The following is a 15,901-nucleotide window of genomic DNA, read 5'->3' on the forward strand; positions in this document are numbered from 1 at the left end:
GGCCGATCACCTCCTGCTAGCCTCGTTCTGAGTCACGAACTTGCGTTCGTATATACGAACAGGAGGTGATCGGCCGGTGCGACCGCTGGACGGCCTGCGGGTGCTCGACCTCTCCCGGATCCTGGCCGGGCCGTACTGCACGCAGTACCTCGGCGAGATGGGTGCGGACGTCATCAAGGTGGAACCGCCGGGGCACGGCGACGACACCCGGCTGTGGGGGCCGCCGTTCGTGGGCGAGGCCGGGGAGGCGGTGTACTTCCTCGCCGCCAACCGGAACAAGCGCGGGATCGTGCTCGACCTGAAGAGCGAGCGCGGGCGCGAGGCGGTCCGCCGCCTGGTGGCCCGCGCCGACGTGCTGGTGGAGAACTTCCGGCCGGGCACCCTGGAGAAGTGGGGGCTCGGGTACGACTCGCTCGCCGAGTTGAACCCGCGGCTGATCCACGTCTCGATCACCGGGTTCGGGCAGACCGGCCCGTACCGCGACCGGCCGGGATACGACCTGGTGGCGCAGGGCATGGGCGGCGTGATGGGGCTGACCGGGGAGCCGGACGGCGCGCCCGCGAAGGTCGGCCTGCCGGTCGCGGACCTCAACGCGGGCACCTGGGCGATCATCGCGGTGCTGATGGCGTTGCAGGCGCGGCACACCACCGGCCGCGGGCAGTACCTGGACGTGTCGCTGCTCGACGCGCAACTCGCGTGGCACGTGTACGCGGCGGGCGCCACGTTCTACGACGCCGAGCGGCCCCGGCGGATGGGCTCGGCGCATCCGAGCATCGTGCCGTACCAGGCGTATCCGGCCTCCGACGGCTGGCTGATCATCGCGGTCGGCAGCGAGAAGCTCTGGCGGGTGTTCTGCGCGGTGCTCGGACTGGACATCGCCGAGGATCCGCGGTTCGCCCGCAACGCCGATCGCGCGGCGCACCGGGAGGAGCTGAACCGGCTGCTCTCCGAGGTCCTGGTCACCAGGACCGTCGCGGACTGGCTGAAGACGTTCGACGCGGCCAGCATTCCCGCCGGTCCGATCAGCACGATCGACGAGGTGTACGCCGATCCGTGGGCCGCCGAGCGCGAGCAGATCGTGCAACTGCCGCATCCGGGGGTGGGCACCTACTACGGCACCGGGTTCCCGGTGAAGGCCTCGGAAACCCCGGCCCGGCCGTCCGCGCCGCCGCCGATGCTGGGGCAGCACACCGCCGAGGTGCTCGCCGAGATCGGCTACAGCGCGGCGGAAATCGCCGAATTCGGGGAGGACTGATGGATTTCCGGCTCACCGAGGACCAGCGGGCGATCCAGGCGGCGGTCGCCGAACTCGCCGGGAAGTTCGGCGACGACTACTGGTCCGAAAAGGACGAGAAGCACGAGTTTCCCTGGGATTTCTACCGGGCGTTCGCCGACGCCGGATGGCTGGGCATCGCGATCCCGGAGGAGTACGGCGGGGGCGGGCTCGGCGTCGCCGAGGCGGCGATCCTGCTGGAGGAGGTCGCCGCGTCCGGGGCGGCGATGAACGGCTGCTCGACGATGCACCTGACGATCTTCGGCATCAACACGATCGTCAAGCACGGCACGCCCCGGCTGCGCGCGGAAGTGCTGCCCGGAGTGGTGGACGGCAGCCTGCACGTGTGCTTCGGCGTCACCGAGCCGAACGCGGGGACCGACACCACGCGGGTGACCACGTTCGCCCGGCGCGACGGCGACGACTACGTGATCGACGGGCGGAAGGTGTGGATCACCAAGGCCGGGGACGCGCAGAAGATCGTGCTGCTGACCCGGACCACCCCGCGCGACGAGGTCGCCAAGCCCACCGACGGGATGACCCTGTTCCTGGCCGATCTCGATCCGTCCGCTGTGGACATTCGCCCGATCCCGAAGATGGGGCGCAACGCGGTGGCGTCCAACGAGGTGTTCCTGGACGGGCTGCGGGTGCCCGCGACGGCGCGGATCGGCGAGGAGGGCGCGGGGTTCCGGTACCTGCTGGACGGGCTGAACCCGGAGCGCATCCTGCTCGCCCACGAGGCGCTGGGGATCGGGCGGGTCGCGCTGGAGCGGGCGGCGGAGTACGCGCGGCAGCGCGAGGTGTTCGGTCGGCCGATCGGGAAGAACCAGGGCATCGCGTTCCCGCTGGCGGACGCGTGGATGCGGCTGGACGCGGCGCGGCTGGCGGCCCGGCAGGCGGCGTGGCGGTACGACAACGGGATGTCCTGCGGTGCGGAGGCGAACACGGCGAAGTACCTGTGCGCCGACGCGGCCTTCCAGGCCACCGATCGTGCGCTGCAGACGCTCGGCGGGATGGGGTATTCGAAGGAATACCACGTGGAACGCTATTTCCGGGAGGCGCGGCTGATGCGGATCGCCCCGGTGAGCCAGGAGATGGTGCTGAACTACGTCTCCCAGCACGTGCTGGGGTTGCCCAAGTCGTACTAGGCCAGCGCGCGGACGAAGTGCCGCCACGCGGCGGCCGGGAGGACGAGCGCGCCACCCTCGGGCCGCTTGGAATCCCGCACCGCGACGGCAGGCTCGACGAACGCCACCTCGACGCATTCGTCTTGATCTGAGATGGCGCTGGACCGGCTGCTCTTGCGCCATACCGCAGTGGTCAGATCGGCGGCTGCTGGCATTGCCGTTCCCTTCAGGCGTCGTACCGTTCGGCGATCACCTCCTCGAGCGGCCGGGCCGACTCCTCCGGAGCCAAGGCGATCGCGCTCAGGTGATCGAAGACCAATCTAGTCTCTCTCACCCGATCGGGTTTATCAATGCGCGCTCTGCCGCCTCGGTAGCTCACGTACTGCACATCGGGTTCGTCGGGTTCGGGGAAGCTCAGCACGGTGAACGCGCCTTCCATGGAGCTGTGCGCGCCGAGGCGTGACGGAAGCACCTGGAGTGTCACCGTCGGCAGGTTGGCCATCTCGATCAGGTGCCGTAACTGGTCGCGCATCACCTCGCGCCCGCCCACCTGCCGGAGCAGCGCCAACTCGTCGATCACCGCGTGCACGTGCAGCGGGTTTTCCTCGTCGGACAAGCGTTCCTGGCGAATCCGTCGCACGGTCACCAGGTCCTCGACTCGCGATTCCCGCAAGGAATTGTGTAAACCGGCGAAGAGCGCGCGGGTGTAGTCCTCGGTCTGCAGCAGTCCGGGAATGGTGGTCACCGCGAAGGACAACACGCGGCTGGCCGCTGCCTCGTCTTCGACATAGCTGGGTTCGGTGGTGGGGCCGAGGTAGGGGTACCACCAGCCCCGTTTCCTGGCCGCGCGGGAAAGGTCGAGTAGGCTGTCGTCGCGCTCGTCGTAGATGTCCATCATGGTGCGGATCAGGTGCACGTCGGCCAGGGTCTCGCCGGTTTCGATCCGGTGCATGCTGGTGCGGGTCTTGTCGAGTCTGGCCGCGGCTTCGTTCAAGGTCATGTCGGCGCGTTCCCGCATCTCGCGGAGTTTGCGTCCCAGGCGGCGCTTGTTCCGATTGGTGTTGCTCTTTCCGGACAACGCAGAAACCTCTCTGTGCAAGGGTGGCCCATTGTTTCATCCACCCCCGACAGAACCGGAATTTCCGGTATTCCGTACAGAAACCCGAAAGTGCTGCCACTTTCGGCTCCCCGGACCGAAGTACAGGTCCGAAAAGCGCCGGTTCTTCTGGCGGGAATCGGGTTGGCTGGGCACATGACGCTGGCGAGTGACGCGATGGCGGTGCTGGACCGCTTCTATGCGGCCGAACGGGACTACGTGGCCGCGGGCGGGCCCGGCAGGGCGGACTTCGGCGGTATCGCGGCCTGCCTGGATCCGGAGGTGGTGCTGTATTCCCAGCCGGGTCTGCCCTATGGCGGGATCTGGCGCGGGCACGCGGGCATCGAGCGGTTCCTGGGTGCGATGAGCGACGCGTGGGCGTCCATCGACTTCCTGGACCAGCGGCAGGTGGCCGAGGGTGACCGGATCGCGGTGTTCCTCCGGGTGTGCTTCACCGCCCGCGCGACCGGCCGGGCGATCGACACGACACTGCTGCAGCTGAACACGGTCCGGGACGGCCTGGTGACCGAGTTCCGGCCCTACTACTGGGATCCCGCCGCCGTTGCGGCGACGCTCGCGGCTACCTGAACGGGGAACTCGCGCGACCGAAATGCGGGACTCGGGCGACCGGAACGGGGAACTCGCGTGCCCGAGTGCGGTTTTCTCGGCAGGGCTTCTGCGGTGGTGTTCGGATGTCCCCAATGCGGCGTTGGGTACCTTCAACGCCCCCAATGCCACATTGGGGGACTTCGGTACCGGGTGGGGGCGCACTTCGTCGGCGAAGTGCGGGTGCTTGCGCATGCAACGAGGGCACTCTTCTCCCAAAGTGCCGGGTCCCCGGCAAGCCGTGTACCCAATGCGGCGTTCGTAACCCTCAACGCCCCGAAAGCCACATTGGGGGAGCTACTCCGAGTCGACTCGCGGGCTCAGTCGTGGAACAGCGAACTCACGGATTCCCCGTTGTGGATGCGGCTCATGGCTTCGGCCAGGGCGGAGGCCACGGACAGCACCTCGAGTTTCGGCGAGCGCTTCTCGGCGGGGATCGGCACGGTGTTCGTGCACACGATCTCCAGCACGTCCGCCTGGCCGCCGATGCGGTCCAGGGCTCCGGCGGCGAACAGGCCGTGCGTGCAGGCGACCCGGATCGACTTCACGTTCTGTTCCCGGAGCCGGTCCAGCAGTTCGATGATCGTGCTGCCCCGGGCGATCTCGTCGTCGAGCACGATCACGTCCCGGCCCTCGACGTCGCCGATGATCGAACTGATCGCCACCTTGTCGTCGGCGAACCGCTGCTTCGCGCCCGCGGCCACCGGCACGCCCAGGCGACGCGCGAACGCGGACGCGGCCTTCGCGTTGCCCAGATCCGGCGACACCACGACCGTGTCGCTCAGGTCGCGGCCGCGGAAGTGCTCGGCGAGTTCGCTCAGCGCGTGCAGGTGATCCACCGGCACGCTGAAGAAACCGTGCACCTGCGGCGCGTGCAGGGTCATCGTGAGCACCCGGTCCGCGCCCGCGGTGACCAGCAGATCGGCGACCAGCCGCCCGCCGATGGAGATCCGCGGCGCGTCCTTCTTGTCCGACCGCGCGTAGGCGAAATGCGGCATCACCACGGTGGTGCGCGCGGCCGACGCGCCCCGCGCGGCGTCCAGCATGAGCAGCAGTTCGACCAGGTTCTCCTGCACCGGCGGCACCAGCGGCTGGATCAGGAACACGTCCCGCTCGCGGCAGTTGGCCTGCAACTGCACCTCGAGGCAGTCGTTGGCGAAACGCGTCACCCGGGTCGGGGAGAGCGGCACGTCGAGGTGGCCGCAGATCTCCTCCGCCAGTTCCTGGTGCGCCGAACCGCTGAAGATGACGATTTCCCGCACGGGATCTCCCGTTCGTCGGTAGGGCCGGATTGGCCAATCCTCGCGCCGATTCTGTGCACGATGGAGTGTTCATGATCGGCGCCCTCGTGCGCGACGATAGACCATGATCGCCCGAAGCCGAGGAGGAACACCGATGACGACGGCACAATCGACGAACCCGTTGTGGCATCCGTTCGCGGACATGGGTGCGGTCGACGGGGACCGGTTCGTGCTCACGCGCGGCGAAGGGTCCTACGTCTGGGACACCGCGGGCGAGCGGTACTTCGACGCGACGGCGTCGCTCTGGTACGCCAACTTCGGCCACGGCCGGGCGGAGATCGCGGAGGCCGTCGGGCGCCAGCTGCGCACCCTGGACGCGTACGGCATCTTCGGCTACTACGCCAACGAACCCGCGCTCGCACTCGCCGAGCGGGTCGCCGCGCTCGCGCCGGTCCGGGACTCCAAGGTCTTCTTCGTGTCCGGTGGCGGCGACGCGATCGACACCGCGGTGAAGATCGCCCGCGCGTACTTCGTGCAACGCGGCGAGCCGGAGAAGACGCACGTCATCGGGCGGACGCAGGGTTACCACGGCACGCACGGGTTCGGCACCGCGGTCGGCGGGATCGCGGCCAACGGCACCGGGATCGGGCCGTTGCCCGGTGGCTTCTCGCACGTTCCGCACGACGACGCGGCCGCGCTGGAGGCCGAGATCCAGCGGCTCGGCGCGGACCGGGTCGCGGCCTTCTTCTGCGAGCCGGTGATCGGGGCCGGTGGGGTGCTGCTGCCGCCGGACGGGTACGTCGACGCGGTCGCCCAGATCTGCCGCCGCCACGGCGTGCTGTTCGTCGCCGACTGCGTCATCACCGGATTCGGGCGGCTGGGCACCTGGTTCGGGGTCGACCGGTGGCAGGTCGAACCGGATCTGATCACCGTGGCGAAGGGCATCACCGGCGGAACCGTGCCGCTCGGCGCGACGATCGTGGCGCCGCACGTCGCCGAACCGTTCTTCACCGGGGAGCCGGGCGCGCCGGTGCTGCGGCACGGCCCGACCTACGCGGGACACCCGGCCGCGTGCGCCGCGGGCCTCGCCGCGCTGGACATCTACGAACGCGAGGGCCTCATCCCGCGCGGGCGGGAACTGGAGAAACCGCTGGCCGACGCGCTTTCCGGGCTCTCCGACCACGCTCTCGTCGGGGACGTTCGGTCCGGGCTCGGGTTCGTCGCGGGCGTCGACCTGGCGCCGGACGTGCTCGAGGCGAACCCCGGCGCACCGCAGCGGTGGCAGCGCGCCCTGCGCGCGGAGGGCGTGCTGGTCCGCCCGCTGGCGAAGGGCATCGCGCTCTCCCCGCCCCTGATCGCGGGCGAGCCCGAGCTGGACCTGCTCGCCACCGCGATCCCCGCGAGCCTCGACCGGCTGCGAGCCGACCTCTAGGCGAGCAAGCCGAAGTGGGGGTCGTGAGTGTTCCGGCCGGTTGGAACCGGTCCAAACACTCACGACTCCGCCCGGCTAGGTCAGGCAGAGTTCGTTGCCCTCGGGGTCGGTGAGCGTGATCCAGGTGTACGGGCCCTGACTGCCCCGGTGCGAGAACTTCGCGCCCAGGCCGGTCAGGCGGGTCAGCTCGGCCTCCTGGTTGTCCGCGCCGACGGACACGTCCAGGTGGACCCGGTTCTTCACCGTCTTCGGCTCCGGCACGCGCATGAACAGGATCCGCCGCCCGGACTCCGGATGGCGGATCGCCGCGCCCACCGCCCAGACGAGCTTGCCGTGGTGGGTCGTGGTGTCGTCCTCGGCGGCGTGGCCCTCGGCGACCATCCGGCGGATGAACGCCTCGTCGGTGGGCTCCACCGCCCAGCCGAGCGCCTCGGCCCACCAGTCGGCGAGGGTGTGCGGGTCCGCGGAGTCGATGACGACCTGGAAGTCATAAGCCATGCCGGGACGGTAACCCGGCACACCGACAGAAATGGGACAGGCGGTGGATGCCCGGGTGTGGGAGGGCATCCACCGCCTGCGACCGATACGGAACCAGCTAGCCGCGCTGTGCCGTACCGGCCTGCTTACCGGTTTGCTGCGAGATCCAGTCGGTGTAGGCCGTAACGTCGGTGTAGATGCCTTCCTTCTCCGGGCAGCTCGCGGTCTGGCCCCGGCTGGTCGCGCCGACGAGCGTCCACTTGTCGCCGTCCTTGACCACCGCCGGGCCGCCCGAGTCGCCGTAGCAGGCGCTGGCCTTGCCGCCCTTGTTGTCCATGCACAGTTCGCTCTCCGCGTCGTACTGCGAACCGCACTTCGCGTCCTCGGCGATCTTGGTGTCGAGCTGCTGCAGCTTGACCGGGGCGTCCCCGCAGCCGCGGTTCGGGCAGGTCAGGCCCCAGCCGATCTCCCGCACGTCGGCGCCCGGCGCCGGCGACTTGCCGATCTCGATCGGCGCCGCCTTGACCGGCGCGGCCAGGTGCGCCACCGCGATGTCGTACTGGCCGGGCCCGTTCCAGTCCCACTTCTCGTGCGCGATGAACTTGTCCACCTTGGCCACCTCGCCGCCCTGGGTGCGGTCGGTGGTGCCGATCCGGTACTGCCACTGGCTCGGGTCGTGCGGCTTGTTGGTGGACGGGTCGGTCACGCAGTGCGCGGCGGTGACCAGCCACTCGGAGTTGATCAGCGACGCACCGCAGTTGTGGTCGCCGTCGGTGGTCTGCATGGAGCCCATGAAGCTGTAGGTTTCCGTCGCGTCCTCACCGCCCACGATCAACGGCTGCGCACCGGCACCCGGCTGCGCGGCCGACGCAGGGGCGATCATGCCGAGCACGGCGGCCGCACCCGCCAGCACACCGGCGACGAGAGAACGTGTCCTCATCCGATATCTCCTCCCACCTGCCGACGCTTTTCGCCGGCCTTGGTGAAGAAGGGTGCGAGTTATGACCGAATCCTGGTACCCGACGAAAGTCGGCGCCCGTTACCAGTTGCCATTTTCCCGTTTACCAGAATGAATAACGCGTATTCGCGTGATCACAGCGCGCGGGACACCCCGGCCGCGGCCTCGCGCACCGCCACCGCGATCACGTCGAGTTTCGCGGCCATCCGGGTGCTCGGACCGGCCACCGCGATACTGGCCGCGACCCGCCCGTGCTCGCGCACCACACTCGCCGCCGCGGACACATCCGGCGCGGTCTCACCGCGATTGAACGCCACTCCGTCCGCCCGCACTCGCGCCAATTCCGCGGCCACTTCGGCGGCCCGAATGGGATCGGGAAAATGTTCCCGCAAATAGGCGTCGATCCGGCGTTCGCCCAGATTCGCGAGCAGGCTCTTCCCGGACGAGGTGGGGTACACCGGGCGCCGCCGGCGCCGCGGCGCCGAGTACCGGATCAGCCGGGTCGATTCGATCGTGTCCAGGTACACCACGGAACTGCCGACCAGGGCCGCGAGCATCACGGTCTCGTCGAACCGCTCGTGCAGTTCCTCCAGCGCCGGGCGCGCCGCGTCGACCAGGGAGGGCCGCCCGGTGGACAGCAGCGCCGCCAACGCGGGCCCGATCAGGTAGCCGCCGTCGTGTTCGCGCAGGTATCCGGTGGCCACCAACCCCTTGACCAGCCCGTGCACCGAGGATTTCGGGGCGTCCAGCGCCCCGGCGAGCACGCCGAGCCGCACCCCGCCGGGTTCGGCGGCCACGGCCTCCAGGATCGTGGTGACCCGCGAAACGGTGCGATGTTCGCGGGCCGCGGTTTCTTCCGTGCTCACCGAGTCAACCCTTGCCCACCAGCCCGACGAACATGCTTTCGTGCAGGGTTTCCACGTGGGCACTGGCGATCCGTACCGCGGCGGCCGGATCGCGCGCGGCCAGCGCGTCCACCAGCTGGGCGTGTTCGGTGTTGGATTCGTGCAGGTATTCCACCGGATAGGGCAAGAAGTAGCGGTACAGCTCGCGCAGGACGGCGGCGTACGGCTTCAGCGCCGAGGCGAGTTCGCTCGTGGCCGCCGCGGCGAGGTGGAATTCCGCGTCCAGTTCGTGGAACTCGGCCCAGCTCGTGGCGGTGTCCATCCGCCGCACCAGATCGCGCAGCCCGTCCAGCCGGTCCGGTTCGCCGCGGACCGCGGCCAGGTGGATGAGCCCGCATTCCAGCGCGAGCCGATGGTCGATCAGCTCGTGCACCTCCTGCGTCGCCTCCTGGTAGGCGGCCATCTCGCGCACCCTGCCGCGGGCCGGTTCGGAGGCGACCATGGTGCCGCCGCCGCGCCCCCGCTTGCGCATCAGGACCCCGTCCTCGCACAGCGAGACCAGGGCCCGGCGCACGGTGATCTCACCGACGTCGAGCGCCCGCGCGATGTCCGCGTTCGGCGGCAGCCGTTCGCCGGGCACGAGCAGGCCCAGCTCGACGGCCATCGCGATCCGCGCGCGCACGGTGTCCAAAGCGGACAGTCTTCGAATGCCGGTCAGCGCGGGAGCGCTGAGGCCGGCTGCGAGTTCGGCGACACCAGCCATGGTGCCCACTCTACGACCCCTGTCCGTAAACAGGTCATTTTGAGCACTCTTGTATAAGTGATCAAAGTGAACTATTTTCTGTTCACCTGTCGCCAGGAGGTAACCGATGCCGCGCCCACTGCCCGTCGCGCTCGTCCAGCAGGCCGCCTTGCCCGCCGGTCAGGCGCTGGACCTCTTTCCCGCCGAAGTGGCGAACCTGCTGGCCCAGCAGGGGGAAACGCGCCTGATCGTCTACCCGGAACTGCATCTGTGCGGGGTCAGCGGCACCCCCGCCGAGCAGTGGGAACGGCTCCGGGACGCGGCCGAGCCCATCCCCGGCCCGCGAACGCGCAGACTCGCGGAGCTGGCCGGTGACCTGAAGGTCTGGCTGGTGCCGGGCACCGTGTGCGAACGCGGCGCGGGCGGCGAGGTTTTCAACACCGCGCTCGCGTTCTCCCCGGAGGGCGAGCTGGTGGCCTCCTACCGCAAGATCTTCCCGTGGCGCCCGTACGAGCGGTACACCCCGGGCGACCGGTTCGTGGTTTTCGAACTGCCCGAGGCCGGGCGGGTCGGCTTCGCGATCTGCTACGACTCGTGGTTCCCCGAGCTGACCCGGCACGTCGCGTGGCTCGGCGCCGAGGTCGTGATCAACCCGGTGCACACCACCTCTCCGGACCGCGAACAGGAACTGGTGCTCGCCCGCGCGAACGCGATCATCAACCAGGTCTTCGTGGTCAGCGTGAACACCGCCGGTCCGGTCGGCACCGGGCAGAGCCTGATCGTCGATCCGGAGGGCCGGGTCCGCGCCGAGACCGCCGGGGACGAACCGGCCGTGCTGACCGATGTGCTCGACCTGGCCGAGGTTTCCCGGGTGCGCGCCGAGGGGACCGCCGGGGTGAACCGGATGTGGGACCAGTTCACCGATGCCGACTCGCCGGTGGAACTTCCGCTGTACCAAGGAAGAATCGACCCGGCACGGTGGCATCCGCAGGGAGGTGGTGACCGGTGAGCGACCAGCCCGGCCTGGTCCGGCAGTTGCGGCTCGGCGGGGTGGTGCTGTTCGGCGTCGGGCTGATGACCCCGCTGATCGTGCTCGGCACGTTCGGGGTGGTCGCCGGCGCGACGGACGGGACCGTGCCCACGGCGTACCTCCTCGCGCTGGTCGCCGTGCTGTTCACCGCGGCCAGCTACGGGAAGATGGCCGCGGCGTACCCGGTCGCCGGATCGGCCTACACCTACGTCCGGCGCGCGCTCGATTCGCGGCTCGGTTTCCTGGTCGGCTGGGCCGTGCTGCTGGACTACTTCTTCCTGCCGATGGTCATCTGGCTGATCGGCACGGCGTACCTCTCGGCGCAGTTCCCCGGGGTCCCGCGCTGGACCTGGCTGATCGGGTACATCGTGCTGACCACGGTCCTGAACGTGCTGGGCATCCGGGTGGCCGCGAAGGCCAACTTCCTGTTGATGGCCGGGCAGATCCTGGTGGTCGGCTTCTTCATCGCGCTCTCGGTGCGCCAGGTGCTCGCGGGCGGCGGAACGCTGGTCAGCGCGACGCCGTTCGTCCACCAGGGTTCGTCGGTGGCCACGATCTCCGCGGGCGCCGCGCTGGCCGCGTACTCGTTCCTCGGGTTCGACGCGGTCACCACGCTCACCGAGGAGACGCACGATCCCGCCCGCACGATCCCGCGCGCGATCGTGCTCAGCGCGCTCATCGGCGGCGGGATCTTCGTGGTGCTGGCCTACGCCGTCCAGCTCGTGCATCCCGGCGCCGCGTTCACCGACGAGTCCTCGGCCGGATTCGAGATCGCGGTCGCCCTGGGCGGGAACCTCTTCGCCGCGATCGTGCTCGCGGGGCTGGTGATCGCCCAGTTCGCCGCCGGGCTGGCCGCGCAGGCGGGCGCGTCCCGGCTGCTGTACGCGATGGGCCGGGACGGGGTGCTGCCGCGCCGGGTGTTCGGGGTGCTGCAGCCGAGGTTCCGCACCCCGGCGGTGGCGATCGCGCTGACCGGCGGGGTGGGCCTGATCGCGCTCGGGCTGGACGTGTCCACGTCGACGTCGTTCATCAACTTCGGCGCGTTCACCGCCTTCACCTTCGTCAACCTGAGCGTGATCGCCCGGTACGTCCGGCATCGCGGCCCGGTTCTGTCCACTGTGGTCTGCCCGGCGATCGGCGCGCTGGTGAACGTGTGGCTGCTGGCCAACCTGGACGGCGCCGCGCTGGTGCTGGGCCTGGTCTGGCTGGCGCTCGGCGTGGCCTACCTGGCCTGGCTCACCCGGTTCTTCCGGGTCCCGCCGCCGGAACTGACCTTCGCGGAACCAGGTCTGGAAAAGGTGGGCTGAAACAACGGGGTCGTGAGTGTTCGGACCGGTCAGCACCGGACGGAACACTCACGACCCCCGTCAATCGGTTACTTGGGGCACTTCTTCCACGCGAAGTGGTACGTGGTCCTGATGTTCCCGTCGGTCGAGTCCATGGTGATGAAACTCGTCGTCTTCTTCGGGTCCGAGGTGCCCGCGTCCACGCGCAGCTCGGTGTTGATGTTGAAATTGCGTTCCTCGCCGCAAGGCTTCCAGATCACCTGGGCGATGTCGGTCTTGTCGGTGTTCTGCCAGTCGTCGGCGAACGGGCCCTTCAAGGGGTGCGAGATATAGGCGGTCGGGGACATTCCCGAGAAGTAGTAGTTCGCTCGTTCCAGGGCGGTGGCGCCCTTCTGCAGGCTGGCGAAGCCGCGGTAGTCGGCCTGGGCGATCGCGTAGGTGAACCCCTGGGGAACGTGCGTGCGCAGGTTCAGCTGGCAGTTCTTCCGGAAGTCGGTCGGTTTGGCGCCGACACCGACCTGGGCCAGGAACTCGCTGTAGGTCACGGTGAAGGAGGTGTTGTCGGAGGAGACGGCGACCGCGGCCGTGCCGGGCCGGCAGCCCGAACCGTTCACGGTGACGACATCGATGACGATCTTGTCCGGGGGCGGATCGGCCGGCCAGGAACTCGCCGCCGGTGCGGTCAGGGTGGACAGGGCCAGGCCGGCCGCGGCGATCGCGGTGAGCATGGGGGCTCCTTTCCGGAATAATTCGAAGCTGCTCGCAGGTGTCAACACGGTAAGTCGAGCTTCGCTTTCGAAGGCCCACTGAACGGAGCAACTCGCACGCCGGGAGGAGCAACGTTTTAACAGTTTATGTCTTCGTTACAAATTGCTTTGGTGAATGGGATGTGTGAATTGTCAACAGGATTCGTTGATTGATCGGATCAATTCAGTTCCGCGGAATCAAGATCGAGCAGATCGCGTAACGCCGACTCGCCTTCCCGGGTGAGCCGGACCGCCCGCCCGCTGCCGACGCGGACCACCCAGCCGTTGTCCTTCAGCCGCGCGCAGAGCCGCGCCCCGGACGTTCCGGCGAGGTGCGAGCGCCGCTCGGTCCAGTCGAGGCACGCGCGGGCCAGCGGCCGGCGGCCGGAACGCAGGCTCCCGGGCTCGATGCCCAGCGGCCCGGTCAGCCAGTCCAGGCCCGCGCCGGTGAGCGCGAACCCGTCGGCCTGGTTGAGCAGCCCGGCCCGGGTCATCGCGTCGGTGATCGCCACCCCGAGGCGACCGGCGAGGTGGTCGTAGCAGGTCCGCCCCCGGGCCAGCGCGGCCCCGGCGGTGGCCGAGCGCAGGGACCGCGGTTTCTCCCGCACCGGGCCGAGGTGGCTGATGAGGTCTTCGAGCAGTTCGGCGACCCGCGGCCCGGCGAGCTGGACGTACCGGTGGCGGCCCTGCTTCCGCTGGACCAGCAGGCCGCCCTCGGTGAGCCGGTGCAGGTGCTCGGTCGCGGTCGACGGCGCGACGCCCGCGTGCGCGGCCAGTTCCCCCGCGGTCCACGCGCGGCCGTCGAGCAGCGCGAGGCAGAACTCGGCGCGGGTGGGGTCGGCGAGCAGCCCGGCGAGGCGGGCGAGCTCGACGCTGCGGGTGGTCACCGGTCCATTCTGCCCGCCGACGTTTCGGCGGCCACCGAAACGACCCGCCCCTACCGTGGCCGCATGCACCGCACCGACCCCCGCGTCCTCCTCGAAGACCCGGCTCATCTCGTACCCGCCGTACCCGCGGCCGCCGAACCCGGTGGCATCGCCTGGCTGCGCGCGAACGTCGCCCGCTTCTCCAACGGGACCGGCCATGCGCGGCGGCGCTCCCTGGCCACCGCCGCGCTGGCCCGGGTCGCCGATGCCGCGCCGCTCCGCGCCCAGGCCTTCGCCCGCGCCACCGCCGTGGTGGGTTCTGCTGGGGGAAGGCCGATCGACCTGATGGCCGAGGTCGCCCGGACCGTGCCCGTCGAGGTCCTCGCCGAGGCCCTGGGCATGACCGGGGTCACCGGCGCGATGGTGGCCGAGGTCGCGCGGGCGTACCACCCCGGTGCCGAAACCGGAATCGGCGCGGACCGGGCGGTCGGGCGGCTGGTCGAAGCCGCGGGCGGGGTCGCCGACGAGCGGGCCGCCGCGCTGGCCGGGCTGCTCGTGCAGGCCTGCGACGCGACCGCCGGGCTGGTCGGCAACGCGGCGCTCGCCCTGCTGCGTGCCCCTGGGATTCCCGTCGACGAGGTCGTGGCCGAGACGTTGCGGCGCGATCCGCCGGTGCGGCGCACCCGCCGGGAGGCGGGCGGGACCGTGGTGACGGTCGAGCTGGCCGCGGGCGGGCTGGCGTTCGGCGCCGGATCGCACCGGTGCCCCGGCCGCGGCCACGCCATCGCGCTCGCTTGCGGCATCCTCGATGTCGTGGGCGCGTGCGAACTGGTCGAGGCGGAGATCGAGTACGAGCCTTCGCCGAATCTGCGGATGCCCGCCGCCCTGCTGGTGTGTGCCCGATGAGTAATGCCGAGGAGTTCCGCGCCCTGCACCACGGCGAGAAACCGTTGCTGCTGCCCAACGCCTGGGACTTCGTCTCGGCGGCGGCACTCGTCGCGCACGGCTTCCCCGCGATCGCCACCACCAGCCTCGGGGTCGCCGCGGCGGGCGGCGTGCCCGACGGGGAAGGGCTGGCGCGGGACGAGACGGTCGCGCTCGCCCACCGGCTCGCCCGGCTGGGCTGCCTGTTCTCGCTGGACATCGAGGCCGGGTTCAGCGCCGATCCGGCCGAGGTCGGGGACCTGGCCGCCGAACTGGCCGGGCTCGGGGCCGCCGGGATCAACCTCGAGGACGGCCGCCCCGGCGGGACGCTCGCCGATCCGGGGCGCCAGGCCGAACTGATCGCGGCGGTCAGGTCCCGGGCCCCGGACCTGTTCGTCAACGCGCGCGTCGACACCTACTGGCTCGGCGAGGGCGATCCGGGCACCACGCTCACCCGGGCCGAGCGCTACCTCGCGGCCGGGGCCGACGGCATCTTCGTGCCCGGAGTCGCCGACGAACGGGACATTCGCGTGTTCGTCACCGAGATTCCCGCGCCGCTCAACGTGCTCTTCCTCCCCGGCCGGCACACCGCGGGCCGGTTGGCCGAACTCGGCGTGCGGCGGGTCAGCACGGGATCCCTGCTGTTCCGGGCGAGCGTGCACGCCGCGGTCACCGCCGCCGCGGCCTTCCGCGACGGCGCACCGGTTCCGGCGGACATCCCTTCCTATGCCGAAATCCAGCGACTCATCGGGGACTGAGGAGACGATCAATGAATCACGAGTACCGGCTCACCGTGGAGTGGCGGGGAAACCGGGGCCCGGGCACCACCGGGGTCCGTGACTTCGACCGCGCCCACGAGATCCGCGCCGACGGCAAACCGCCGATCCCGGCCTCGTCCGATCCCGCCCTGCGCGGCGACGCGACCCGCTGGAACCCCGAGGAACTGCTCGTCGCCGCGCTGTCGGAATGCCACATGCTGTGGTACCTGCACCTGGCGGCGCTGGCCGGGGTCGTCGTCACCGCGTACACCGACAATCCGCTCGGGACCATGGCGATGGACTCGGCCGGGGGCAGCGGCCGGTTCACCCGGGTCGTGCTGCGGCCGGTGGTGACCCTGGCCGACCCGGCGATGGCGGCGAAGGCCGGGGAACTCCACGAGAAGGCGTCGGCGAAATGCTTCATCGCGCGCTCGGTCAACTTCCCGGTCGAGCACGAGCCGGAGTTCCGATCCCCGGCGAAATCGATCTAGGAA

Annotated in this window: 18 protein-coding genes; 9 read left to right on the top strand and 9 right to left on the bottom strand. The window is 70.1% G+C overall.

Annotation, left to right across the window (positions count from 1 at the left end; translation table 11 throughout):
* Positions 1–76: 76 nt before the first annotated feature.
* Complete coding sequence (locus tag FXO23_RS20905; RefSeq protein ID WP_158887066.1) at positions 77–1,255, top strand: CaiB/BaiF CoA transferase family protein; 1,179 nt, start codon at positions 77–79, stop codon at positions 1,253–1,255.
* Positions 1,255–2,421: an acyl-CoA dehydrogenase family protein gene (locus FXO23_RS20910; RefSeq protein ID WP_158887067.1), complete on the top strand. Its 1,167-nt coding sequence runs from the start codon at positions 1,255–1,257 to the stop codon at positions 2,419–2,421. The genes FXO23_RS20905 and FXO23_RS20910 overlap by 1 nt, the downstream gene beginning before the upstream one ends.
* On the opposite strand, the gene FXO23_RS20915 is transcribed toward FXO23_RS20910, so the two are convergent.
* Positions 2,418–2,615 (bottom strand): DUF397 domain-containing protein, encoded by a 198-nt coding sequence (locus FXO23_RS20915; RefSeq protein ID WP_158887068.1) that lies wholly within the window; start codon positions 2,613–2,615, stop codon positions 2,418–2,420. The two genes, FXO23_RS20910 and FXO23_RS20915, sit on opposite strands and share 4 nt — an antisense overlap.
* Before the next feature lie 11 nt (positions 2,616–2,626).
* Complete coding sequence (locus tag FXO23_RS20920; RefSeq protein WP_179956826.1) at positions 2,627–3,478, bottom strand: helix-turn-helix domain-containing protein; 852 nt, start codon at positions 3,476–3,478, stop codon at positions 2,627–2,629.
* Positions 3,479–3,652: 174 nt separating this feature from the next.
* On the opposite strand from FXO23_RS20920, the gene FXO23_RS20925 reads away from it, so the two are divergent.
* Positions 3,653–4,084, top strand: a complete 432-nt coding sequence (locus FXO23_RS20925) for a nuclear transport factor 2 family protein (protein WP_246257606.1) — start codon at positions 3,653–3,655, stop codon at positions 4,082–4,084.
* A 338-nt stretch (positions 4,085–4,422) separates the two neighbouring features.
* On the opposite strand, the gene FXO23_RS20930 is transcribed toward FXO23_RS20925, so the two are convergent.
* A complete protein-coding gene (locus FXO23_RS20930) occupies positions 4,423–5,364 on the bottom strand; it encodes a ribose-phosphate diphosphokinase (RefSeq protein ID WP_158887070.1) in 942 nt (313 codons plus the stop codon).
* A 133-nt stretch (positions 5,365–5,497) separates the two neighbouring features.
* On the opposite strand from FXO23_RS20930, the gene FXO23_RS20935 reads away from it, so the two are divergent.
* Positions 5,498–6,775 (top strand): aminotransferase family protein, encoded by a 1,278-nt coding sequence (locus tag FXO23_RS20935; protein WP_246257609.1) that lies wholly within the window; start codon positions 5,498–5,500, stop codon positions 6,773–6,775.
* 75 nt (positions 6,776–6,850) lie between these two features.
* On the opposite strand, the gene FXO23_RS20940 is transcribed toward FXO23_RS20935, so the two are convergent.
* The 4 genes from FXO23_RS20940 to FXO23_RS20955 form a co-directional block, all read right to left on the bottom strand.
* Entirely contained in the window at positions 6,851–7,273 is a 423-nt protein-coding gene (locus tag FXO23_RS20940; protein ID WP_158887071.1) for a VOC family protein, read from the bottom strand.
* Between the two features lie 97 nt (positions 7,274–7,370).
* Positions 7,371–8,192, bottom strand: a complete 822-nt coding sequence (locus tag FXO23_RS20945; protein ID WP_158887072.1) for a S1 family peptidase — start codon at positions 8,190–8,192, stop codon at positions 7,371–7,373.
* A 152-nt stretch (positions 8,193–8,344) separates the two neighbouring features.
* A complete protein-coding gene (locus FXO23_RS20950; protein WP_158887073.1) occupies positions 8,345–9,076 on the bottom strand; it encodes an IclR family transcriptional regulator in 732 nt (243 codons plus the stop codon).
* Positions 9,077–9,080: 4 nt separating this feature from the next.
* Entirely contained in the window at positions 9,081–9,818 is a 738-nt protein-coding gene (locus FXO23_RS20955) for a FadR/GntR family transcriptional regulator (RefSeq protein WP_158887074.1), read from the bottom strand.
* 106 nt (positions 9,819–9,924) lie between these two features.
* On the opposite strand from FXO23_RS20955, the gene FXO23_RS20960 reads away from it, so the two are divergent.
* Together FXO23_RS20960 and FXO23_RS20965 are read left to right on the top strand one after the other, a co-directional pair.
* Positions 9,925–10,806, top strand: a complete 882-nt coding sequence (locus FXO23_RS20960; protein WP_158887075.1) for a carbon-nitrogen hydrolase family protein — start codon at positions 9,925–9,927, stop codon at positions 10,804–10,806.
* Positions 10,803–12,134, top strand: coding sequence for an APC family permease (locus tag FXO23_RS20965; protein ID WP_218952113.1), 1,332 nt, complete (start codon positions 10,803–10,805; stop codon positions 12,132–12,134). The genes FXO23_RS20960 and FXO23_RS20965 overlap by 4 nt, the downstream gene beginning before the upstream one ends.
* Positions 12,135–12,202: 68 nt before the next feature.
* Here FXO23_RS20965 and FXO23_RS20970 read toward each other — a convergent pair whose 3' ends face one another.
* Complete coding sequence (locus FXO23_RS20970; RefSeq protein ID WP_158887076.1) at positions 12,203–12,841, bottom strand: DUF4360 domain-containing protein; 639 nt, start codon at positions 12,839–12,841, stop codon at positions 12,203–12,205.
* Positions 12,842–13,038: 197 nt separating this feature from the next.
* Complete coding sequence (locus tag FXO23_RS20975) at positions 13,039–13,746, bottom strand: ArsR/SmtB family transcription factor (protein ID WP_246257611.1); 708 nt, start codon at positions 13,744–13,746, stop codon at positions 13,039–13,041.
* 63 nt (positions 13,747–13,809) lie between these two features.
* On the opposite strand from FXO23_RS20975, the gene FXO23_RS20980 reads away from it, so the two are divergent.
* From FXO23_RS20980 to FXO23_RS20990, 3 genes are read left to right on the top strand one after another with little or no spacing between them, the layout of a single operon-like run.
* Positions 13,810–14,631, top strand: a complete 822-nt coding sequence (locus tag FXO23_RS20980) for a cytochrome P450 family protein (RefSeq protein WP_158887078.1) — start codon at positions 13,810–13,812, stop codon at positions 14,629–14,631.
* Positions 14,628–15,407, top strand: coding sequence for an isocitrate lyase/PEP mutase family protein (locus tag FXO23_RS20985; RefSeq protein WP_158887079.1), 780 nt, complete (start codon positions 14,628–14,630; stop codon positions 15,405–15,407). Before FXO23_RS20980 ends, FXO23_RS20985 begins: the two co-directional genes overlap by 4 nt.
* A gap of 11 nt (positions 15,408–15,418) precedes the next feature.
* Entirely contained in the window at positions 15,419–15,898 is a 480-nt protein-coding gene (locus tag FXO23_RS20990) for an OsmC family protein (protein ID WP_158887080.1), read from the top strand.
* Positions 15,899–15,901: the final 3 nt, after the last annotated feature.

It is taken from the genome of Amycolatopsis anabasis (genome assembly GCF_009765355.1).
Lineage (GTDB): Bacteria > Actinomycetota > Actinomycetes > Mycobacteriales > Pseudonocardiaceae > Amycolatopsis > Amycolatopsis anabasis.